Genomic DNA, 20,809 nt, shown 5'->3' with positions numbered 1-20,809 from the left:
ACCCATGCCCTTTTCAGGATAGATCGCAAAAAGCAGCCGTCGTTTCATCCCCTCCGGCAGGACCCGATTCAATCTGGCAAAAACGGCGTTGCGCGAGGGCGAGAAAATGGCAACCACGCCTCCCGGCTTCACGCAACTGGCAATGCCGCGCAAGGCACCCTCGCCATCACGGACGTGTTCGAGCGTTGCCTGGCAAATGACGACGTCAGCATCGCCCCTCCCCCTAAATGAGGTAAGGTCCGCTTCAATCTCCTCGTCGTATATTCCGCGCGGCGCTTTCGACAACTCTTCCGCGTCGAGGTCGAGCCCAACGACAAAAAGCCTCAGGCGCCGCTTCTCCGAAAGACTGACGAACGGCCTGGCACCCCCGCCAAGGTCGTAAACCCGTGCATTTGAGGTAAGTAAGGGAGGTGCTATCTCCGTCGCAAAGGTCCGGTTGCCGTCGATGCGAAGGCGTCGCGGCAGAGCTCTGTCCAGGAACTCGGAAACAGCCACATTCGCACGAACAAACTTTCGCAATATCGATACTGCTTCACCACCGGTTTCGTTTGGCGATCTGCGCCCACTCGGATTTGACATCCGCGTTATATCCTGTGGAAGACGTAGAGCCGCGTATGATGCGAAAATGGGCCGAGCAACCGGTCCGCGGCAGCACGCAAACCTCTCAGGATTCCATTCTTGCTGTCGTACCAGGCCTGCATCGGCTTGGAGAAAAATGTCTCGTCCTTCAGCCCCTTGAAGCCTCCCCTTGGCTGGGATCCCAGAAGTTTGAAGCCGTGCTGTTCGAAACTGGAAACAATCGAAGACGGCCCAAGAACGAACTGGTAAAATCCGGCCTGTTCACCTGAAAACCTGGGATAGAGACCCATTCTGATCTTCAACTGTCGGAGAGGAGAAATGCTCGGCACTGTCACGAAGGCAACTCCTCCTGACCGGATGATGCGCCTCATCTCCAATGCGATCTCATCGTAACCGTCGAAGAAATGCTCGATCACCCCCAGGGACCACACCCCATCGAAGAATTCGTCCGCGAAGCCCGTTGCTCGAACATCCCCCACGGTCACTTGCAAATGGGGCGCGGCACGGTTCACCATCCCCACGGTCTTCTGCGCGAAGTCGATCCCGTAGGCGGAAAAGCCTGCCTGGTGGAGGCCATGGACCGTATTGGCCAAGCCACATCCAGCGTCCAGGACCTTGGCCGATCCGGTCAGATATCGCTTGGTGGTTTCAACGACAAAGCGATCCGGCCTCAAGACAATCCCGTCGGCCCAGTGAGAATCCCAATAGTCGTCATCGGCCACCGTGCCGACATGGACGATGCGCCTGTTTTTCTCGTCGTAAAATGCTTTCTTCTCATTCATTTCTGGCATCCAGCCCGACCATCAAAACCGTGCGCTGTTTCGCACCAGGCCCTTGGTCTGCAATCACATTCCTCAATGCGAAAAAGGAACAGGCCGCGGCAACGACATATCCGAACAAAAATGCCATTTCACTGCCAAGCGGCACCCGCCACCAAAGGCCCAATGCCGCCAGACAACAGCAAGCCAACGCCCCTATCGCGTAGGAATAAGTCAACGTCATCGCTTTGTTCGACCGAAGCGCAAACGGGTCGATGATCACTTTTTTCGTCCTGTTGACCAGAACAGCACAAGAAACGATCCCGAACACCGCAGGATCAAAAGACTTCCCCAGCCATCCGGAGGCATGGCCCGAGAAAAACAGGCCAACTATTCCGGCCGCAGCCGCAGCCGCAAAAATGAGTGCGATGGCCGCTCCTTCGAACAGTCCGCGCCGAAACTCCCTGACGTTTCCATTTGCGGCACTGAGAAACGCCCTTGGCACGAAAACGAAGCTGGCCGCATTCATGAAGAAGCCGACAGACCGTTGTGAAAGATCGACACAAAACGAGAAGACACCGAGATGGGTCTCGGAGCCAAGCAACAAAACAAGGTATCGAATGCCGACAAACACGCCGCTCTCGGCCAGATTGCTCAACACAAATCCCCAGCCTGTGACCAGAGACCCGGCAAGATAGGAAAAGCCAGGTCGTCTCAGATTCCTAGGTCCCAGCAAGGCAAATGAAATCAGCGCTCCGACGAAATAGGAGAGCGAAAAGGCGGCAAGAGCCGATCCTACTTTCGCATCGCCGACAAGCAGGATTATGGCTCCTGCCTGGTATGCTACGGCCTGGCCAATCGCCGACCAACCGTACGCCCACAAACGCAGTTGTGACCTCAAAATCTCTTGAAGTGCGGTGTGCAAGCCGAAAGAAATGATGATGGTCGCGGCAACGGCATTGCCAAATCCCAGCCACGTGAGTGCCAGCCCAGCCAGGACGACAAACAACGCCACAACTGCAAGCACGGTCAAAATGGACGATACGTACTCTCTACCCATTCCCGCGGCATGCATTTTTGCGGAAACCGGCATTATCGAATAGGTCGCGACTCCAAAAACAAGTGTCGAAATAAATGAAACTGTCGCAATCGTCGTGCTGAAAATACCGTACTGTCCAGTCTCCAGATGGCTTCCGATGTACAGCAATGTCGCTATGTTCAGAAGACCAGGAACAATTCGTATTACGATGGCTTCCACCAACTTCCACAGGCTGGCTTCTTTCATGAAGTCACCCGCACGAATGATCTCTTGAGCAAGAACGGGAAACTCAAGATACCAAAGCTCAAACAGGCAAGAACCGCCTTACCCAGAAACCGAACCGACCGATATCGTCCTAGCCAGAATGCCTTGATGTAGATCAAGTTCAGCAACAACATCGGGTATGCATTTTGTCGCTGAAGAAGCCGAATCCTTGCCGTCATCCCCTCCGGCAAATATCGTTTTCGTCCAATCTCGATATTGACACAGATAACGTCGTATTCGATCGCCAATCTGGACCAGAGAAGAGATGTTGGAACACGGCGGAACCGCCCCGCAGGGGGCACGGCAACCCGTTTAAGCAAAGGAGTTCTGATGACCTCCTTCTTGTCGCCGACCACCCGTTCGTCGGCCCGCATCTTTATCAGGTTTGTCCGCTCCAACGGAAACGGCTCTGCTGCCGTCTCTGGGTGGCCAAGAGCCATCGAGAACACAAAACCCGCAATCTTCTCATCGACACCTCTCTGCGAAAGGTGCTCACAGACTTCCGGCAAGCGATCGGCGAAGAGATCGTCGTCATCATCGAAGACCATGCAATAGTCGCCAGTGGCGGAAGCAATCGCCGAAAACATTGCGCGGCCTCTGCCGTCATTCGGGCCAGTGGTGACCACCAAACTGGAATCGCGAGACGCGATTTTCGCAAGCGCTTCGTTCGTTCCGTCGGTCGAACCGTCGATATGGACGCATATCTGCAATGGGCAGTCCGCACGTAGCAGTTGCTGAACCAGCGCCGCAACGCGATCCCGCCGATTGAACGTGGGGATGCAGACGCTCAATAGCGCCTTGGACTGCAATGGATTGCAGACTGCCTGTTTGCGAGCCGTGTCGATTCCATCTGCTCCTGGTTACGTGATCATGGAACAGCGCGGATCAGCCGAGAAACGCCGAGCCTTATCCCCGCCCGAAATAAGCCTTGTACCACTCGACGAACCGCCCGACGCCCTCGGTCACTGTCGTCGTCGGGCGGTAGCCGACCGCCTGCTCCAGCGCCGAGGTGTCGGCGAAGGTATCGGGCACATCGCCGGGCTGCAGCGGCAAGAGTTCGACGATGGCTTTGCGGCCGAGCGCGTTTTCCAGCGCCTCGACATAGGCGGTCAACTTAACCGGGTTGTTGTTGCCGATGTTGAAGATGCGCCAGGGGGCGCTGCTTGTGGCCGGATCCGGACGGCTGGAGTCCCAGGCGGCATTGCCCGTGGCCGGGCTGTCGCTGGCACGGATCACGCCTTCGGCGATGTCGTCGACATAGGTGAAGTCGCGCGTGTGGTTGCCGTTGTTGAACAGTTTGATCGGCTCGCCAGCAAGAATGTTTTTGGTGAACAGGAACAGCGCCATGTCCGGGCGCCCCCAGGGGCCATAGACGGTGAAGAAGCGAAGCCCGGTCGTCGGCAGCCCGAACAGATGGCTGTAGCTGTGCGCCATCAACTCGTTGGCGCGCTTGGTCGCGGCGTAAAACTGCAGCGGGTGGTCGGCCGGACGATGCTCGGAAAACGGCATGTCGGTGTTGGCGCCGTAGACACTCGAGGTGCTGGCATAGGTCAGGTGCGCGACGGCGCTGTTGCGGCAGGCCTCCAGCATGTTGGTGTAGGCGATGATGTTGCTTTCGACATAGGCATGCGGATTTTCCAGGCTGTAGCGAACCCCGGCCTGGGCGGCGAGATGGATCACCCGGTCAAATGCGTGGTCGGCAAAGCAGGCGTCGACCACGCTCTTGTCGGCGAGATTGCCGCGGATGAAATGGTATCCGGCATTGGTCTTGCGGCTCGCTTCGTCCAGGAGCTGCAGTCTCGCCTCCTTGATTTCCGGATCGTAGTAGTCGTTGATGTTGTCGATGCCGACGACCTCGTCACCGCGCTCCAGCAGCCGCTTGGCTACGTGATACCCTATGAAGCCGGCCGCGCCGGTGACCAGAACCTTCATCAGAAGCGCCCATCCGTGACATGCCTGGGAAACAGACCCTTGATGTCGTAAATGACGCCGGGGGTCTTGCAAAGAGCCTGCAGGCCGTCGACGCCCAGAGCGCGGAACTGCCTGTGGCCGACGGCCACGATAACGCCGTCATAGCGCTGGTCGGGAATGTCCTTCATGCTCGCTACGCCGAAGGCACGCGCGCATTCCTGCGCGTCGACCCAGGGGTCCCATATGTCGATGCCGGCATTGTATTCCTTCAGTTGGGCAACGATATCGGCGACCTTGGAATTCCTCAGGTCCGGACAATTTTCCTTGAAGGCCGCGCCCATCACCAGAATCCGGCTGCCAACGACAGGTATTCCCTTGCGCATCATCAGGCGGGCCGTCTGATCCGCCGCATGCTGACCCATGCCGTCATTGATACGGCGGCCGGCAAGAATCACCTCCGGATGATAGCCGAGTTCCTGGGCCTTGTGGGTGAGATAGTAGGGATCGACGCCGATGCAGTGGCCGCCGACCAGACCAGGCGTGAAGCGAAGGAAATTCCATTTGGTGCCGGCGGCTTCCAGCACTTCGGAGGTGTCGATGCCGAGCTTGCCGAAGATAAGCGACAGCTCGTTCATCAGCGCGATGTTGAGGTCGCGCTGAGTGTTCTCGATGACCTTGGCCGCTTCGGCGACCGCAATGCTCGAGGTACGGTGTGTGCCTGCCGGCACGATCGAGGCATAGAGCGCATCGATACCTTTGGCCGCTTCCGGCGTCGAGCCGCTGGTGACCTTGACGATCGTTTGCAACCGATGCTCCCGGTCGCCCGGGTTGATGCGCTCGGGACTGTAGCCGAGGAAGAACCCCTCATTGTAGCGCAGGCCCGAATGTTTCTCGATCAGCGGAGCGCACACCTCTTCCGTGCAGCCGGGGTAGACCGTCGATTCGAAGATCACCACCGCGCCTGGCGAGATGACCTCACCGACCAAAGTCGATGCCATGATCAGCGGTTTCAGATCCGGACGGTTGGCCCTGTCGATCGGCGTCGGAACCGTGACGATGAAAATCCCGCAATCGCGCAGATCGGCCTTGTCGGTGGTGAATGTCAGCCGCGACGCGGCACTGATCTCATCGCTGCTGGCTTCCAGCGTATGGTCGTCGCCACGCTTCAGCGCGTCCACCCTCGGCTGGTTGATGTCGAAGCCGACGACATGCCTGGTGACGCCGAAGGCGACCGCCAGCGGCAGACCGACATAGCCAAGCCCGATGATTGCTATTTTCCTGGAGGCGAGATCCATCTGCTTCCTGCGCTTGCTATTCCAGAGCCATGCTTCGCATTGGTCATCTCGCACCAAAGCCGGTAAGCATCGTTTTCATTGTCTTGAGAGTTATCAAAACATCCAGCCAAGGCGAAAAGTTCTTTATGTAATAGAAATCATAGTGCAATTTTTCCATAACGTCATCGACAGCAGCCACATGCCCCTGATTTACTTGTGCCCACCCGCTTATGCCTGGCCTGACGATATGTCTGTAGCGATAGAATGGCAGCTCAGCCTCGTACCACTGTGACAGCACGACAGCTTCCGGTCGCGGTCCGATCCAACTCATTTCGCCACGCAGGATGTTGATGACCTGCGGCAGTTCGTCGATCCTGGATTTTCGCAGAAAACGCCCGACTCGGGTGATGCGATCATCGTCGTGCCTAGTGATCGCCCTCTCCTTGTCGCTGCCGGCGCCAGAGTGCTGGCGCATCGAGCGAAACTTGTAGACCGTGCAGATCTTGCCCCGGTAGCCCATGCGTTGCTGGCGAAACAGCGCGGGACCATCGGAATCCAGCCGGATCAGCAGCGCAATCAACGCCAGAACGGGGGAAAGAACGATAGTCAAGACAAGTGCCGAGACCCAGTCGACCGCCTGCTTGATCTTGAGGTAGGCCTGGTTCGGATTGAGCGAACCAAGCGTGTTTTCCGACAGGTGCTCGATCTCGACCCGACCGGTCAGCGACTCGCTGACCTGCTTGACGTGGTATACGGGCGTTCCCGAAAGGGCCCGATCCGCGATGTATCGTTCCCACTCCGCGCCAAGATCGGCACGCAGATCAACGACCACGCCGCTGGCTCTTTCGATTATCGTACTGGTCGACTTGATCCAAAACCAATGCACACCCGGTAATGTCTTGAGGCGCTCGACATCTCCGCCGGGAATCACGACGAGCCGGTACGGATCGAGACGCCGCGTCAACAGGCTCAGGCCGAAATACCAGAGCGTGGACTGCGTAAAACTGGCGGCGGCCTGAAACCGGCTGTACTCGAACCGAAAAAAGAAGATGGTCAGGAAAACAGCCCCGTAGGACAGGGCAAATGTCGGCAAGATGTAACTTGCGGCGGCCACGCCCGGGAAATTTCCGATGCGGCGATAAGATAAGAAGCCCACAAGGTGAGCGATGACCGCAGCGGCTACTGTTACCTGAAGATTGGCCGAATAGATAAATTCAGGATTGAAGACAATCCGGATAATCGCCGGCGCAAAAATCGCGAATGTCAGTCCGCCAAGCAGTTGAAACCGAATCCTGAACAGGAAGTGCCGGCTTCCGACGATAGTCGACGCTGCGACATTCAATGTCTTCCCCCCTTCCCCAAGGCTGCCGTGTCGGCGACAGACCAGCGCGATAGTGGATCTGACCTGCTCGCGCACAAAAGCGAATCGGACGTCTCGCCCCCCGGCGATTCGATACAGTCGGAGACCAAGAGCTACGACAGCGCGGCTGCGCCAGCAAGCATCTATTTCTCAGATCAACAGTGCGGGAAATTTTTGATCAACAGCATTGTTTGATGCAATTGAAAAGCTACCGTCTGCAACGCACCAACGCCGAACGGTAGGGCCAATAATGCGATGTAATTTCCAGCACGGCTTCAGCGATCGATCCGTTGGCAAGTCGCTTGGGAGTTGGGCCGATCGGTTTCGAAGCCGCCGCATTCTGGGGCACGGCTTTGCTTAATCGATTGTAGTGGCCGGGCGGCTTTACCGACGCCTTGCCTTTCGCACTGCAGCATCATATCGCTCCAAGGACGGACCGGCGGAACTTTCCGTTTCGCCAATCTTTCCAATCTCCTGCAACCGGAGAGCGATGCATGACCAAATGGGTTTTCACCTTTGGCGATGGTGCGGCGGAGGGCCGTGCCAGCGACAAGAATCTCCTGGGCGGCAAAGGCGCCAACCTGGCCGAGATGTGCAGCCTGGGGCTGCCGGTGCCGCCGGGCTTCACCATCACCACGGAGGTCTGCAACGCCTACTACGCCAACGGCCGTATTTATCCGGCCGGGTTGGAAGCCGATGTCGCGGTCGCGCTCGATCACATCGGCCGGCTGACCGGTCGTCGGTTCGGCGACCCGTCGAAACTGCTGCTGGTGTCGGTGCGTTCCGGCGCTCGCGCCTCGATGCCCGGCATGATGGACACCGTCCTCAATCTCGGCCTGAACGACGAGACGGTCGAGGCGCTGGCCGCCGATTCCGGCGATGCGCGCTTTGCCTATGACAGCTACCGCCGCTTCATCCAGATGTATTCCGATGTCGTCATGGGTCTCGACCACGAAGTGTTCGAGGAAATCCTGGAGGACCAGAAGGGCGGGCTCGGGCACGAGCTCGACACCGAACTGACGGCGCTCGAATGGCAGGGCGTCATCGCGCTCTACAAGGCCAAAGTCGAGGAAGAGCTTGGCAGGCCGTTTCCGCAGGATCCGCACGAGCAGCTCTGGGGCGCGATATCAGCCGTGTTCTCGAGCTGGATGAACAACCGCGCCATCACCTATCGCCGCCTGCACGATATTCCCGAAAGCTGGGGCACGGCGGTCAACGTCCAGGCCATGGTGTTCGGCAATATGGGCGAAACCTCGGCCACCGGCGTTGCCTTCACGCGCAACCCGTCGACCGGCGAAAAGATGCTCTATGGCGAGTTCCTGGTGAACGCGCAGGGCGAGGACGTCGTTGCCGGCATCCGCACGCCGCAGAACATCACCGAAGCGGCGCGTATCGCAGCAGGCTCGGACAAGCCGTCGCTGCAGAAGCTGATGCCTGACGCGTTCCAGTCCTTCGTCACCATCTCCGATAGTCTGGAGAAGCACTACCGCGACATGCAGGATCTCGAATTCACCATCGAGCGCGGCAAATTGTGGATGCTGCAGACCCGCTCCGGCAAGCGCACCGCCAAGGCGGCGCTGAAAATTGCCGTCGAGATGGCGCGCGACAGGCTGATCACGAAAGAGGAAGCCGTTGCCCGTATCGACCCGGCCTCGCTCGACCAGTTGCTGCATCCCACCATCGACCCCAAGGCCGCGCGCGACGTCATCGGCATCGGACTGCCGGCCTCGCCCGGTGCCGCTACCGGCGAGATCGTCTTTTCCTCAGGCGATGCTGAGGACTTGAAGACGCAGGGCCGCAAGGCGATCCTGGTGCGCATCGAAACCAGCCCCGAAGACATCCACGGCATGCATGCGGCGGAAGGCATCCTGACCACGCGCGGCGGCATGACCAGCCACGCCGCGGTGGTGGCGCGCGGCATGGGCAAGCCTTGCGTCTCGGGTGCCGGCTCGCTGCGTGTCGACTACAAGGCCGGCACGCTGATGGCGATGGGCTCTACCTTCCGCAAGGGCGACATCGTCACCATCGACGGCGGCAATGGCCAGGTGCTGAAGGGCGCCGTGCCGATGCTGCAACCCGAACTTTCCGGCGATTTCGCCGCCATCATGGAGTGGGCGGACGCGGTCCGCCGCATGAAGGTGCGCACCAATGCCGAAACGCCGCTCGACGCGCGCATGGCGCGCTCCTTCGGCGCCGAGGGCATCGGCCTTTGCCGCACCGAACACATGTTCTTCGACGGCGACCGCATCGTCGCCATGCGCGAGATGATCCTGGCGGACACCGAAAAGGACCGGCGCGCCGCGCTGGCCAAGCTTCTGCCCATGCAGCGCTCGGACTTCCTCGAACTGTTCGAGATCATGGCCGGCCTGCCGGTGACGATCCGCCTACTCGATCCGCCGCTGCACGAATTCCTGCCCAAGACCGAGGAGGAGGTGGCCGAGGTCGCCGCCGCCATGAAGGTATCGCCGGACAAGCTCAGGCAGCGCACCGAGGCGCTGCACGAATTCAACCCGATGCTCGGCCATCGCGGCTGCCGCCTGGCCGTCTCCTACCCCGAGATCGCCGAAATGCAGGCGCGGGCCATTTTCGAGGCGGCCGTGGAGGCCGGCAGGAAGGCCGGCGCCCTGGTGGTCCCCGAGATCATGGTGCCGCTCGTCGGCCTTGTGAAGGAGCTCGACTACGTCAAGGCGCGCATCGATGCGGTTGCCAAGAGCGTCATGGAGGAAACCGGCGTCAAGATCGACTATCTCACTGGCACAATGATCGAGCTCCCCCGCGCCGCGATCCGTGCCCATGTCATCGCGGAGTCAGCCGAATTCTTCTCCTTCGGCACCAACGACCTGACCCAGACGACCTTTGGCATCTCGCGCGACGATGCGGCCTCGTTCCTGGAAACCTACCGCCAGAAGGGCATTATCGATCAGGACCCGTTTGTCTCGCTCGACATCGAGGGCGTCGGCGAACTGGTGCGCATGGCCGCGCAAAAGGGCAAGGCGACGCGGCCAGACATCAAGCTCGGCATCTGCGGCGAACATGGCGGCGATCCGGCCTCGATCCGCTTTTGCGAAGAGGTCGGCCTCGACTACGTATCCTGTTCGCCCTATCGCGTGCCGATCGCCAGGCTGGCGGCCGCGCAGGCAGCGGTGCTGGTTGCGAAGACAGGCCGCGCATAGGGTCCATCCAGCTTACCGTTTTGTAAGGCAATTCACGCGAACGTGCTGGCGGCGTCGTGTAATCTCGACATTGTTCCTGCCCAATTTGCGGCCGTCCGCAAATTGCTCCCGGAAACAGATGCTGCAGATTTCTCCCGCGCCGCTCCGCTCGATCCTGGTCATTCAAACCAAGTTCATAGGAGATCTCGTCCTCGCCTCGGCGCTCGCCAAGAACCTGCGGCTCGAGTTCCCCGGCGCCAGCATCGTCTTTCTGTGCGAGGCTCGCTTCGAAAGCTTCGTCATGGCCCATGGTATCGCTTCCGAGGTGGTCGCATTCAGGCGCGACCGCATGCGCGGAACGCCGTTGGAGCGCGGGAAGGAGCTTTACGCGATGGTGCGGGCGTTGCGCCGCTTCCGATTCGACCTGACCATCGACCTGAGCGATTCGAAGACGTCGCGCATCGTCACCGGGCTCGTCAACGCCAAGACCCGTGTCGGTTACAATCCTTCCGAAAGACCTTTGCGTATGCTGGAGCGGCAGCCCGCCAACGTCTTTGCCAAGCCCTACGGCTTTGATGGCGAGCATTTCCTGTACCGCTACCTCTCGCCGCTCGAAGCGCTCGGCATTGAACTTCGCACGGTGATTCCGAACCTTCAGCCGCTGCCATTGGAGACGGCGAAAGCATTGGCGCTGCTGGATAAGCACCATCTGCGGCCAAATGCCTTCATCGCCGTGCATGCGGGTGCAAGCTTCGAGGGGCGACGTTGGCAGCCGGAGCGGTTTGCAGCAGCGATCGTCGAGATTGCCGGCGAGACCGGCCTGGACGTCGTGCTGGTGGGCGGCCCGGACGAGCGCGAGATCGCCGAACGCATCGTCGCCAGGACCGCGCCGTCGGTCGTCAATCTCGTCGGTGACCTTTCGCTTGAAAGCCTGCTGGCGGTGCTGAAACAGGCCCGGCTGTTTCTCGGCAATGAGAGCGGCCCGATGCACATGGCCGCGGCCACCGGGACCCCGGTTGTCGGGCTGTTCGGTCTGACGGAGCCGTCGCGCTGGGGTCCCGTTGGCGTGCCCAGCATCTCGCTCCAGCCGCCGATGCCTTGCGCCTGCATGGCCGAGGACCTTTGCCGCGCGCCGGATCCCAGCAAGGCATGCTGCGTCTGGGGCCTGGAGGTCAAGCCTGTGGTCGACGCGGTGCGCGAGGTTCTTTCGCGCACCGAAATGCAGCTGGAATGCGTCATCTGAGATCATGGGTCGCATGCACGACTCTCGACGCGGTGGAATGACCCCTTCGCCGCAGGCACGGTCACATTGTCGCGTGGAGCGCTTTTCTGCTATGCATCATCCTGATTTCCGCCTTCATGCGGGTCTTTGGGATGCCTGCTTGAAATGACGGGTCAGGAAATCGGTTTGATGCGCCTGCTGCAAAAAAATCTCTGGATGATCGCCATGTCGTTGGCGATGGCATCCGCCGGCCATGCCGCGCCGCTCGTCGAGCCGACGCTGCACATCAGGCCGCAGGCGAGCGGCGCCGGCCGTGTGGCACTCACGCTCGATGCCTGCGGCGGACAGACCGACAGCCGGATCCTTTCGGCGCTGGTGGACAACAAGATCCCCGCCACCATTTTCGTGACCGGCATCTGGCTGAAGCGGAACGCCGCCGCCGTCGAGATCATGCGGGCGCATCCCGATCTGTTCGAACTGGAAAATCACGGCGGTCACCACATCCCGGCGGTCGACACGCCGCGGAAAATCTACGGCATCCGCAGCGCCGGCAGCCCGGATGCGGTGCTGGCCGAGGTCGAATCGGGAGCCGCCGCTCTTGCCGGGACCGGCGAGCCGGCGCCGAAATGGTTTCGTGGCGCAACCGCCGAATACAGCCCGTCGGCAATCGCCATGATCCGCAAGCTTGGCTTCAAGGTCGCGGGATTCTCGATAAACGGCGACGGCGGCTCCTTGCTCGGCGCCAAGGAAACCGCGCGGCGCATCGCGGCGGCCAAGGACGGCGACGTCATTATCTCGCACATCAACCAGCCGACCCATGCGGCAGGCGAAGGCGTGGTGCAGGGGCTGCTGGCGCTCAAGGCCAAGGGCTTGACCTTTGTGCGGCTCGACGATGCCGAGGGCATCGGCAATAACGGCACCACGGAGTGAGTGGCCAGCCGAGCGTATCCCGCTTCGGCGTTGGCTCAGTCCGGTTTGGCTTCGATCGTGACCTTGCTGGCGTAGAATGCGCCGTGGTTGCCGATTTCAGCCATCTCGTCGAAAGGCCGTTCATAGGCCCACATGGCGTTCTGGCCGGTCTCGCCGGCAGGCAGCACGCTCCAATAGCTTGCATCGCCCTTGTAGGGGCAATGGGTCGAGTGGTCGGTGCGGCCAAGCTTGCCGAAATCGATGTCGGCGAACGGAATGTAGAAGGCCGCCGGATAGGGAGCTTCGGTCAGCACCTTGGCCTTCGCTGTTGAAGCGATGACCACGTCTCCGGCGCGCACGGTAACGGTGCCGGCATAGGGCTCGATGGTGATGATTTTGTCCGGGTTGCGTTGGAAACCGGGTGCGGGGTTGGCGATCTGATCCATGCGGCGGCTCTCCTTGCGTCGACTTTGAGATGTGTCGCGCAAACGCATTGTTCAAGGCCTGCCGTCGCCATGCAACACGCAAACACCTCCCCAGGCCGGCACTGCCGGATCGCGCCTCCGAATATCCTCGATACTTGTCGTCAGCTGTCAGGCAGCGGCCTTGAACACGTCCATGAGACCGGCATAGGCGGCAGCGATACCGGCGACCGGGTTGCTGCTTCTCGATACGGTCTCGACCTTCAGGGAACCACCGCCGGTCGGCAAGGTGAGCAGCAGGAACTGGCGGTTTCCGCCATCGCCGACTGACGCGGCTGCGACGTGCTGGTCCTCGCCCTGGTTCTGGACGCACATCTTGAACAGCAACGTGCCGCCGACCGCTTCCAGCGCGCCGCCGACAACTTCAACAAATTCATCTTCGGAAACAGTCTTTGTGTCCGGCACCAGATCGGCCAGACTTTCGGCAAGCGTACTCTCGAGAGCCTTGTCGTCGAGCTGCGCGTCCATGCGAACCTCTTTCAGTCGCCAATCGCACCCCTTTGCCCGTTAACGAAGCTTAACGCCGACGATGGCCGGATTGTGGCGGTTGTTCCCAATGCAGTGCTCGGCCGTATTGGCGGCTGGACAATCCGTCGGTTCGCTCCACAATGGGACAAAAAGCACAACGCAAAAGCGTGAGGGAGGACCGAATGCTGGGACTGATGCAGGAATGGCCGCTGCTTTGCCATAAGCTCATCGACAATGCCGAGCGGCAGCATGGCGTGCGCGAGATCGTGTCACGCTCGATCGAGGGGCCGATCGTGCGCACCACCTACGCCGACATCCATCGTCGCGCCCTGAAGGTCGCCCAGCGGCTGGAGCGCGACGGCTATGGGTTGGGCGACCGCATCGCGACGCTGGCCTGGAACCCCGCCCGCCACATCGAGGCCTGGTACGGCATCATGGGCATCGGCGCCATCTACCACACGCTCAATCCGCGGCTGTTTCCCGAGCAGATCGTCTGGATCATGAACCATGCCGAGGACAAGGCAGTCTTCGTCGACCTGACTTTCGTGCCGCTGCTCGAGAAGATCGCCGGCGCCGTCAAGTCGCTGAAACAGGTGATCGTGCTGACCGACAAGGCACACATGCCGCAGACGACGTTGCCCAATGTGGTCGCCTATGAAGAGTGGCTTGAGGAGGCGGATGGCGACTTCGCCTGGAAGACCTTCGACGAAAGCACCGCCGCAGGCATGTGTTACACCTCCGGGACCACGGGCGATCCCAAGGGCGTCGTCTACAGCCACCGTTCGAACGTGCTGCACGCCATGATCGCCGCCATGCCCGACGCCATGGGGTTGTCGTCGCGCGACACGATCCTGCCTGTCGTGCCGATGTTTCACGCCAATGCCTGGGGCCTTGGCCAGAGCGGGCCGATGATCGGCGCCAAGCTGGTCATGCCCGGCTGCAAGATGGACGGCGCCTCGATCTATGAATTGCTCGATACCGAGAAGGTGACCTTCAGTGCGGCCGTGCCGACCGTCTGGATGATGCTGCTGCAGCATCTGGAGGAGACCGGCAAGAAGCTTCCCTATCTCAATAAGGTCGTCATCGGCGGCTCGTCCTGCCCGCGCGCGATCATGACGAAGTTTCAGCAGAACTACGATGTCCAGGTCATCCATGCCTGGGGCATGACCGAAATGTCGCCGCTCGGCACGCTGTGCACCCTGAAGCCGGACTATGCTGGTCTTGAGGGCGAAGCCCGGCTCGATGTCCAGCAGAAACAGGGCTATCCGCCGTTCGGCGTCGAAATGAAGGTGACCGACGACGACAACAATGCGCAACCCTGGGACGGCAAGACATTTGGCCGCCTGAAAGTGCGTGGGCCGGCCGTTGCCCGTGCCTATTATGGCGGCGCCGGCGTGGAGCAGTTCGACGGGGATGGCTGGTTCGATACCGGCGACGTCGCCCACATCGACGCCGGCGGCTATATGCAGATCACCGATCGCGCCAAGGACGTCATCAAGTCCGGCGGCGAATGGATTTCGACCATCGACCTCGAGAACCTGGCTGTCGGCCATCCCGATGTCGCCGAGGCGGCAGCCATCGGCGTCCACCATTCGAAATGGGGCGAACGGCCGCTGCTGGTCGTCGTCCGCAAACCGGGCAAGGAACCGAGCAAGGCTGATATTCTCGACTTCATGGACGGCAAGGTGGCCAAATGGTGGATGCCGGACGATGTCGCCTTCGTCGGTGAAATTCCGCACACCGCCACCGGCAAGATCCAGAAGATCACCTTGCGCCAGCAGTTCAAGGATTATCGCCTGCCGACGGATTGACGCGATGTCGCATGTTTCGGCTTCATGGCATCGCAAAAAGGTTCTAAGTCTCCGTTCGGGTTGGGGTGGTGCGGCAATCGATGGCAAGTATTCCTGAACGGCAAACGTCGAGGGCGGCCGGATGGTCGCGGCGCACGGCCGCTTTTTCGTTGGTGCTGCTGCTGACGGTCTTTGTCGGCCATCGCTTCGATCTCGTCGAAACACCTGTCTTTCTGTGGGTGCTCGGCATTGTCGCGCTGCTGGCGGCGATGGCGCTGTTGTTTGCCGGGTTTGCCTTTTCGCGGCTCTGGAATTTCGGCGACCGCGGCGGTCGCGACCTGACGGTCGGCGCGCTGCTGGCGCTGCTGGTGCTCGCACCCTACGGCGTCGCCGCCTACTGGGCGACGATCTATCCGCCGCTCAGGGATATCTCGACGGATTTCGACGAACCGCCGGCGCTGGACGTGAGCGACCGCACGAAGGATATGAACGTGCTTGCGCCGTCGACGCCTGGGGAACAGCGGCTGCAGACCGATAGCTATCCGCTGGTCAGCGCACGCAGCTACGACCTGCCGTTCGAGACTGTCGTCAATGCTGTCGAAACCGTACTCGATCGGCGCGACTGGGATCTATCGGAACCCTATCCTGATCTCGCCGGGCAAAGCGAGGTGACCATCACCGCCGTCGCCAAGGGCTTCGTGATCGGCCTTCCCGCCGATGTGGCGATCCGCGTGACGGACGATGGCGATACGGTCATCGTCGACATGCGGTCGGCGTCCCGCTACGGTCGCTACGACCTTGGCGACAATGCCGCGCGTATTGTCGATTTCCTTGCCGAGCTCGACCAGGAAGTCGCCGGTCAGGTTGGCGCCGCGCCGGCAGAGTGAGGCACGGGCACTTGGCAGTGGGCTGCGTTGCCTATCCGGCCGGCGTGAAAATGCCGTCGATGGCCGGTGCGGCATCGGTCACAACCAGACCGCGCGCCGTCAGATCCTCGAGATGGGCAAGCACCGACAATCCGGCGGCGCCATGCAGCCGCGGATCGGTATCCCTGTAGATCGCCCTGACCATGTCGGGAATCGTCCGGTCGCCTTCTCTGACCCGCTGCAGGATGGCGCGCTCGCGCATCTTGCGGTGCGTCTTCAGCCCGCGCATGAAAGCGCGCGGCGCCGTCACCGGCCCGCCATGTCCGGGCAGCAGCAAGCGGTCCTCGCGGTCGATCAGCCGGTCCAGCGAGGCCATGTAATCGGCCATCGCTCCATCCGGCGGGGCGACGATGGAGGTTGCCCAGGCCATGACATGATCGGCCGAAAACAGGATGCCGGTTCCTTCCAGCGCGAACGCCGCATGATTGGCGGTGTGGCCCGGGGTCAGAACCGTCCTGATCGACCAGCCGTCGCCATCGACCGCCTCGCCGTCGGAAAGGGCGATGTCGGGAACGAAAGCCATGTCTGCACTGGCGTCGAGCGCATTGGTCTCGCCGATGTGCAGGGCTCTTGCCGGCCGGTGCGGCCCCTCGGCCAGCACGATGGCGCCGGTGCGCTCTTTCAGCCGGGCCGCCAGCGGGGAGTGGTCGCGATGCGTATGGCTGACGAAGATATGGCTGACCGGCCGGCCTGCGATCACCTCGAGCAGGGTCCGCAGATGCGCCTCGTCATCCGGCCCCGGATCGATCACCGCCAGCGTATCGCGGCCAACAATGTAGCTGTTGGTGCCGTGAAAGGTGAAGGGGCTTGGATTGCGGGCCGTGATGCGCTGGACATCGGGGGCGACGCTCACCCCCTGGCCATAGAGGGGGTCGAAACCGGTATCGAACTTCAGTGCCATGCATCGGTGCCTTGTTTCGGGAAACGGCAAAACCGATTGCCGCATAACACGCAAGCCAATATAGGAGGAGGTGAGGCCGCGAACATCTGATAGCGGCAATCGGATTGGGGAAATACCATGGCAATTGCAACTACGATGCGTCCGCTTGTTTCTCTGGCTCTGCCGCAAAATGGCGCGGCGCGGCTGGCAACGCAGCTTTTCCTGGCCATCGCCGGAACGCTTGTGCTGACCCTGTCGGCCAAGACCAAGGTGATGCTCGGGCCAGTCGACATTTCGATGCAGACGCTGGCCGTGCTGCTGATCGCCGCCGCCTTCGGCATGCGTCTCGGCGTCGCCACCCTGCTGCTCTACATGGCGGAGGGCGCCATGGGCTTCCCCGTCTTCCAGAGCACGCCTGAAAAGGGTCTCGGCATTGCTTACATGCTCGGCTCGACCGGCGGCTATCTCGCCGGCTTCGTGGTCATGGCGGCAATTGTCGGCTGGGCGGCGGATCGCGGCTGGGACCGCCATCCGATCAAGCTTTTCAACGCCATGCTGGTTGGCGAAGTCGTCATGATGGCGATGGGCTTTGCCTGGCTGGCGCTGCTCATCGGTCCGGAAAAGTCGTGGCAGTTCGGCGTCGTGCCGTTCATCGTCGGCGACCTGATCAAGGTGGCTCTCGCGGCAAGCCTGGTGCCGGCCGTCTGGACGCTGCTGAAGCGCGGCTGAAAACTCGCGATCGAGGAAACGGCCAGGGGCAATCAAACCCCTGGCTGGAGCGGCGCGACTGGCGGATTTCGGCCTGATGCCGCCAAGGAGTATCACTCAGGTTTCCGCAAACGGCTTCGGAAACAGCACGTCCATCGTGCACGAGGTGCTGCCTTGAGGCAGCGAACAACCCGCGCGCTATGCCTGCGATGCGCTTGAACGCGAAGGAACTGAACGTTGCCGCCGTGTCGCAACTTACAGTCCGGTTGAAAGACGATCGCCATCTGCCCCTTTGGCCAGCCATACTGGCAAGGCTGCAGGTACGGTTATGGGCCGCCCTTCATTTGCTGGCCAAGGAACATTTTGCAGCAATCCGAAGCTGTTCCTGCCTGAAAGGCGTGAGCTCGACAGAAGCAAGTTATGACGAGGTCGCCGTCACGCCGACGCCAGGATGCGGCAAAAAGACTTGCCATGTCGGGGATTCTGGAGTAGAACATACCATGAACAAAGAGGTGGCTATGAAACTGTCCGGAAAACTCGACTACCTGGAAATGCCGGCTACGGGCGGGACGCTGGACCGGCTGAAGGCCTTCTACAGTGCCGCCTTTGCCTGGTCGTTCACTGACTATGGGCCGACCTATTCGGCCTTTGCCGAAGGCCTGGACGGGGGTTTTCAAGCCGACGCCGCCGAAGCGCCATCAAAGCCGCTGCCGGTGCTCTACAGCAGGGATCTGGAGGCGACCCTCGACGCTGTCGAAAACGCCGGCGGCACGGTCGTCAAGCCGATCTTCGCGTTCCCTGGCGGCCGCCGTTTCCACTTTGCCGATCCGGCCGGCAACGAGATGGCGGTGTGGTCCGAATAGCCAGATCGTGCCCTCTGCGGCGTTGCTTTTGCTGCCCAAACAGGCGTTCTCACCACCCTTCATGGGCATTGTGCTTTTTGGCTGCTCTGCTAATAACGCGCCGCACAAGCGACTCTGACGGCAATTGGGGCGTCGCCAAGTGGTAAGGCATCGGTTTTTGGTACCGACATTCCCAGGTTCGAATCCTGGCGCCCCAGCCAAACTGGATCCCTGTGGATAGTTTCCCCTTGATGGCGCACCAACGGTGCGACTGTATATCCAGTGCCACCTCTTTCTCCAACGCCGATGGGCGGTAGCATGGGTTCTTGTTCAGAGCGCAGGAACGAGAACGTTCGTAGAAAACGCCCTCTCCATCACATCCAGGAAAGCGCGAACCTTCGCACCGACAAGACGCCGCGAGCTTTGCAGCGCCCAGATTTCGACAGACGGACCGGCGTGGGTTCCCCAGCAAACGAGCCGACCCGCCTCGATATCGCCCGCGACAAGAAGCTTCGGAAGCAATGCCGCTCCCGCACCTGCGAGAACGGCCTCGCGCACCATCAGCAGGGAAGAGAAGCGCAGGATGGGCTCGGGTTTGAAAAGGACTTCGTCCTCAACACCGGATTTCATGCGCCAAACAACGTTCAGCGAAGTCGCGCTCAGCAAGACCGCCTTTACGGGAGCCGGTTCACCGCCCGGCGCCGGCTGAGGGAGCGGCATGTCCGGTGGGGCGACAATCAGGCGCTCGTCATTGAGAAAACGGCGACCGATGAGCCGTTCATCCGGTGAAGGATCGATTCGGATAACAAGGTCATAGCCTTCCTCGACCGGATCGACCTTGCGATCCTCGGCAACGATCTCAAGCTTGACCTCGGGATAGGCGAGAGCGAAACGGGTGCCGATCCTGGGAAGCGCCACATGCGCGAAAACCACGGGAGCGCTCACCCGCAGCCTGCCTCTCGGGGTGGACGCACCCAAGACGATCGCCTCCCCGGCTTCCGCGATTTCCGACAGCAATCCATCGGTGCGCTCGTGAAGCGCCCGCCCTTCGTCTGTCAGCCGCAAACTTTGGGATCCACGCTCGATCAGCCTCACGCCAAGGCTATGTTCGAGTTCGCTCACATGGCGCGACAATGTCGCCTTGGATCGCCCGGAGAGGCGACCGGCTCGGCCGAAACCGCCATGGGTGGCAACGAGGTTGAAGTCCGCCAGAGCTTCGAGATCCATAGGATGGGTGTTCCAATATCGAGACAGGCTGTCCCGAACATGGCATCTTCTACTCATGATTGGAACGCGTATCTTTCTCTCGACACGCACAAACATCATAAGGAGTTTTCACAATGGCTATTTTGGTAACCGGCAGCACCGGGACGATCGGCTCCCAAGTCCTGGCCCACCCGCAGGGACGCAACGTCGAGATCCGCGCCTTGACTCGCTCGCCTGAGACGGCACAACTGCCATCAGGTGTAAAGGCGGTGCGCGGTGATCTCGCCGACCCGGATTCGCTACGATCCGCGCTGGAAGGCGTCAGCACATTGTTCCTGCTCGCCCCGAATGTCGCGGACGAATTGACCCAGGCCATGCTTGCGCTGACGGTGGCTCGCGAGGCCGGCGTCAAGGGCATCGTCTATCTCTCGGTATTCGGCGGCGAGCCCTATGCCGACGTTCCGCATTTCGCGGGCAAGTACACGGTCGAGCGGATGATCGAGGCGCTCGACCTGCCGGCGACAGTTCTGCGTCCCGCCTATTTCATCCAGAACGATCTTCGTCAGAAGGACGTGCTTCTGAAGGCCGGCGTCTATGGCGCGCCGATCGGCGCGAAGGGTATCTCGATGGTCGATATCAGAGATATCGGCGAGGCCGCCGCGATCGAGCTGGTTCGCCGTGAGCAGGCAGCGACGCCGCTCGGCCGCGAGACCTATGCGTTGGTCGGTCCGGACAGCCTGACCGGCGAAGGTATCGCCACCATCTGGAGCGAAGCCCTCGGCCGCGCGATCCGCCATGGCGGCGATGATCTTGTCGTGATGGAGCAGCGCATGAAGACCATGCTGCCCGCCTGGCACGCGCTCGACCTGCGCCTGATGTTCAGCCGGTATCAGACAGAAGGCGCGGTGGCGACCCCTGACGACATCGAGCGCTTGACCAAACTGCTCGGCCACGCCCCCCGCTCCTATTCCGCTTTTGCCAGGGATGCCGCGGCGCAGTGGGCGAAGGGCTGAACCTGCATCCCTACCCCCAACCAAGG

General features: G+C 61.0%; 19 protein-coding genes and 1 tRNA gene. 9 read left to right on the top strand and 11 right to left on the bottom strand.

Features of this window, described 5'->3' with window-relative positions; all coding sequences use genetic code 11:
• The 7 genes from EN955_RS12220 to EN955_RS12190 all read right to left on the bottom strand — a co-directional run.
• A partial coding sequence (locus tag EN955_RS12220) for a methyltransferase domain-containing protein (RefSeq protein WP_127223422.1) occupies positions 1–579 on the bottom strand: 579 nt, incomplete at its 3' end.
• 5 nt (positions 580–584) lie between these two features.
• On the bottom strand, positions 585–1,361 hold the full coding sequence (locus EN955_RS12215; RefSeq protein ID WP_032899285.1) for a class I SAM-dependent methyltransferase: 777 nt from the start codon (positions 1,359–1,361) through the stop codon (positions 585–587).
• On the bottom strand, positions 1,354–2,622 hold the full coding sequence (locus tag EN955_RS12210) for a hypothetical protein (protein ID WP_024503652.1): 1,269 nt from the start codon (positions 2,620–2,622) through the stop codon (positions 1,354–1,356). Before EN955_RS12210 ends, EN955_RS12215 begins: the two co-directional genes overlap by 8 nt.
• A complete protein-coding gene (locus EN955_RS12205; protein WP_024503651.1) occupies positions 2,619–3,449 on the bottom strand; it encodes a glycosyltransferase in 831 nt (276 codons plus the stop codon). The genes EN955_RS12210 and EN955_RS12205 overlap by 4 nt, the downstream gene beginning before the upstream one ends.
• Positions 3,450–3,546: 97 nt before the next feature.
• Positions 3,547–4,572, bottom strand: coding sequence for an NAD-dependent epimerase (locus tag EN955_RS12200; protein WP_024503650.1), 1,026 nt, complete (start codon positions 4,570–4,572; stop codon positions 3,547–3,549).
• A complete protein-coding gene (locus EN955_RS12195) occupies positions 4,572–5,846 on the bottom strand; it encodes a nucleotide sugar dehydrogenase (protein WP_024503649.1) in 1,275 nt (424 codons plus the stop codon). The genes EN955_RS12200 and EN955_RS12195 overlap by 1 nt, the downstream gene beginning before the upstream one ends.
• Positions 5,847–5,889: 43 nt before the next feature.
• A complete protein-coding gene (locus tag EN955_RS12190; protein WP_024503648.1) occupies positions 5,890–7,167 on the bottom strand; it encodes a sugar transferase in 1,278 nt (425 codons plus the stop codon).
• Positions 7,168–7,679: 512 nt separating this feature from the next.
• Here EN955_RS12190 and ppdK point away from each other — a divergent pair.
• The 3 genes from ppdK to EN955_RS12175 all read left to right on the top strand — a co-directional run bounded on the left by ppdK (position 7,680) and on the right by EN955_RS12175 (position 12,489).
• Complete coding sequence (gene ppdK, locus EN955_RS12185) at positions 7,680–10,358, top strand: pyruvate, phosphate dikinase (RefSeq protein ID WP_024503647.1); 2,679 nt, start codon at positions 7,680–7,682, stop codon at positions 10,356–10,358.
• A 118-nt stretch (positions 10,359–10,476) separates the two neighbouring features.
• Positions 10,477–11,580 (top strand): glycosyltransferase family 9 protein, encoded by a 1,104-nt coding sequence (locus tag EN955_RS12180; RefSeq protein ID WP_024503646.1) that lies wholly within the window; start codon positions 10,477–10,479, stop codon positions 11,578–11,580.
• Positions 11,581–11,748: 168 nt separating this feature from the next.
• Positions 11,749–12,489 (top strand): polysaccharide deacetylase family protein, encoded by a 741-nt coding sequence (locus EN955_RS12175; protein WP_013532742.1) that lies wholly within the window; start codon positions 11,749–11,751, stop codon positions 12,487–12,489.
• Between the two features lie 35 nt (positions 12,490–12,524).
• On the opposite strand, the gene EN955_RS12170 is transcribed toward EN955_RS12175, so the two are convergent.
• Together EN955_RS12170 and EN955_RS12165 are read right to left on the bottom strand one after the other, a co-directional pair.
• Entirely contained in the window at positions 12,525–12,914 is a 390-nt protein-coding gene (locus tag EN955_RS12170) for a DUF427 domain-containing protein (protein WP_013532741.1), read from the bottom strand.
• A gap of 147 nt (positions 12,915–13,061) precedes the next feature.
• A complete protein-coding gene (locus EN955_RS12165) occupies positions 13,062–13,418 on the bottom strand; it encodes a hypothetical protein (RefSeq protein ID WP_013532740.1) in 357 nt (118 codons plus the stop codon).
• A gap of 182 nt (positions 13,419–13,600) precedes the next feature.
• Here EN955_RS12165 and EN955_RS12160 point away from each other — a divergent pair, with 182 nt between their 5' ends.
• The gene (locus tag EN955_RS12160) at positions 13,601–15,229 is read left to right on the top strand and encodes a fatty-acid--CoA ligase (protein ID WP_127223421.1); all 1,629 of its coding nucleotides are present in this window, start codon (positions 13,601–13,603) and stop codon (positions 15,227–15,229) included.
• Positions 15,230–15,309: 80 nt separating this feature from the next.
• Entirely contained in the window at positions 15,310–16,095 is a 786-nt protein-coding gene (locus EN955_RS12155; protein WP_024503644.1) for a DUF1499 domain-containing protein, read from the top strand.
• Positions 16,096–16,126: 31 nt separating this feature from the next.
• Here the strand turns inward: EN955_RS12155 and EN955_RS12150 are convergent, their stop codons facing one another.
• Positions 16,127–17,035, bottom strand: coding sequence for an MBL fold metallo-hydrolase (locus EN955_RS12150; protein WP_024503643.1), 909 nt, complete (start codon positions 17,033–17,035; stop codon positions 16,127–16,129).
• A 117-nt stretch (positions 17,036–17,152) separates the two neighbouring features.
• Here EN955_RS12150 and EN955_RS12145 point away from each other — a divergent pair, with 117 nt between their 5' ends.
• The 3 genes from EN955_RS12145 to EN955_RS12135 all read left to right on the top strand — a co-directional run bounded on the left by EN955_RS12145 (position 17,153) and on the right by EN955_RS12135 (position 18,785).
• Complete coding sequence (locus tag EN955_RS12145) at positions 17,153–17,743, top strand: biotin transporter BioY (protein ID WP_023808554.1); 591 nt, start codon at positions 17,153–17,155, stop codon at positions 17,741–17,743.
• Positions 17,744–18,240: 497 nt separating this feature from the next.
• Positions 18,241–18,585: a VOC family protein gene (locus EN955_RS12140; RefSeq protein ID WP_024503642.1), complete on the top strand. Its 345-nt coding sequence runs from the start codon at positions 18,241–18,243 to the stop codon at positions 18,583–18,585.
• Between the two features lie 125 nt (positions 18,586–18,710).
• Positions 18,711–18,785 (top strand) — tRNA-Gln (locus tag EN955_RS12135).
• A gap of 109 nt (positions 18,786–18,894) precedes the next feature.
• On the opposite strand, the gene EN955_RS12130 is transcribed toward EN955_RS12135, so the two are convergent.
• Positions 18,895–19,791, bottom strand: a complete 897-nt coding sequence (locus EN955_RS12130) for a LysR family transcriptional regulator (RefSeq protein ID WP_024503641.1) — start codon at positions 19,789–19,791, stop codon at positions 18,895–18,897.
• A gap of 113 nt (positions 19,792–19,904) precedes the next feature.
• Between EN955_RS12130 and EN955_RS12125 the strand changes: the two genes are divergently transcribed.
• A complete protein-coding gene (locus tag EN955_RS12125; RefSeq protein WP_024503640.1) occupies positions 19,905–20,783 on the top strand; it encodes an NmrA/HSCARG family protein in 879 nt (292 codons plus the stop codon).
• Positions 20,784–20,809: the final 26 nt, after the last annotated feature.

This window comes from Mesorhizobium sp. M7A.F.Ca.CA.001.04.2.1 (genome assembly GCF_003998485.1).
Classification (GTDB): Bacteria; Pseudomonadota; Alphaproteobacteria; order Rhizobiales; family Rhizobiaceae; genus Mesorhizobium; species Mesorhizobium ciceri.
The sequence above is the reverse complement of the archived record's forward strand: the minus strand, read 5'-3'. Positions and strand labels throughout refer to the sequence as shown.

Excerpts from the sequence above, each read along its gene's own strand:
- EN955_RS12175 (WP_013532742.1), top strand. The coding sequence starts at position 11,749 with ATGCGCCTGCTGCAAAAAAATCTCTGGATGATCGCCATGTCGTTGGCG.
- EN955_RS12200 (WP_024503650.1), bottom strand. The coding sequence starts at position 4,572 with ATGAAGGTTCTGGTCACCGGCGCGGCCGGCTTCATAGGGTATCACGTA.
- EN955_RS12160 (WP_127223421.1), top strand. The coding sequence starts at position 13,601 with ATGCTGGGACTGATGCAGGAATGGCCGCTGCTTTGCCATAAGCTCATC.
- EN955_RS12155 (WP_024503644.1), top strand. The coding sequence starts at position 15,310 with ATGGCAAGTATTCCTGAACGGCAAACGTCGAGGGCGGCCGGATGGTCG.
- EN955_RS12195 (WP_024503649.1), bottom strand. The coding sequence starts at position 5,846 with ATGGATCTCGCCTCCAGGAAAATAGCAATCATCGGGCTTGGCTATGTC.
- EN955_RS12145 (WP_023808554.1), top strand. The coding sequence starts at position 17,153 with ATGGCAATTGCAACTACGATGCGTCCGCTTGTTTCTCTGGCTCTGCCG.
- EN955_RS12130 (WP_024503641.1), bottom strand. The coding sequence starts at position 19,791 with ATGGATCTCGAAGCTCTGGCGGACTTCAACCTCGTTGCCACCCATGGC.
- EN955_RS12165 (WP_013532740.1), bottom strand. The coding sequence starts at position 13,418 with ATGGACGCGCAGCTCGACGACAAGGCTCTCGAGAGTACGCTTGCCGAA.
- EN955_RS12125 (WP_024503640.1), top strand. The coding sequence starts at position 19,905 with ATGGCTATTTTGGTAACCGGCAGCACCGGGACGATCGGCTCCCAAGTC.
- EN955_RS12170 (WP_013532741.1), bottom strand. The coding sequence starts at position 12,914 with ATGGATCAGATCGCCAACCCCGCACCCGGTTTCCAACGCAACCCGGAC.
- EN955_RS12180 (WP_024503646.1), top strand. The coding sequence starts at position 10,477 with ATGCTGCAGATTTCTCCCGCGCCGCTCCGCTCGATCCTGGTCATTCAA.
- EN955_RS12210 (WP_024503652.1), bottom strand. The coding sequence starts at position 2,622 with ATGAAAGAAGCCAGCCTGTGGAAGTTGGTGGAAGCCATCGTAATACGA.
- EN955_RS12150 (WP_024503643.1), bottom strand. The coding sequence starts at position 17,035 with ATGGCACTGAAGTTCGATACCGGTTTCGACCCCCTCTATGGCCAGGGG.
- EN955_RS12215 (WP_032899285.1), bottom strand. The coding sequence starts at position 1,361 with ATGAATGAGAAGAAAGCATTTTACGACGAGAAAAACAGGCGCATCGTC.
- EN955_RS12140 (WP_024503642.1), top strand. The coding sequence starts at position 18,241 with ATGAAACTGTCCGGAAAACTCGACTACCTGGAAATGCCGGCTACGGGC.
- ppdK (WP_024503647.1), top strand. The coding sequence starts at position 7,680 with ATGACCAAATGGGTTTTCACCTTTGGCGATGGTGCGGCGGAGGGCCGT.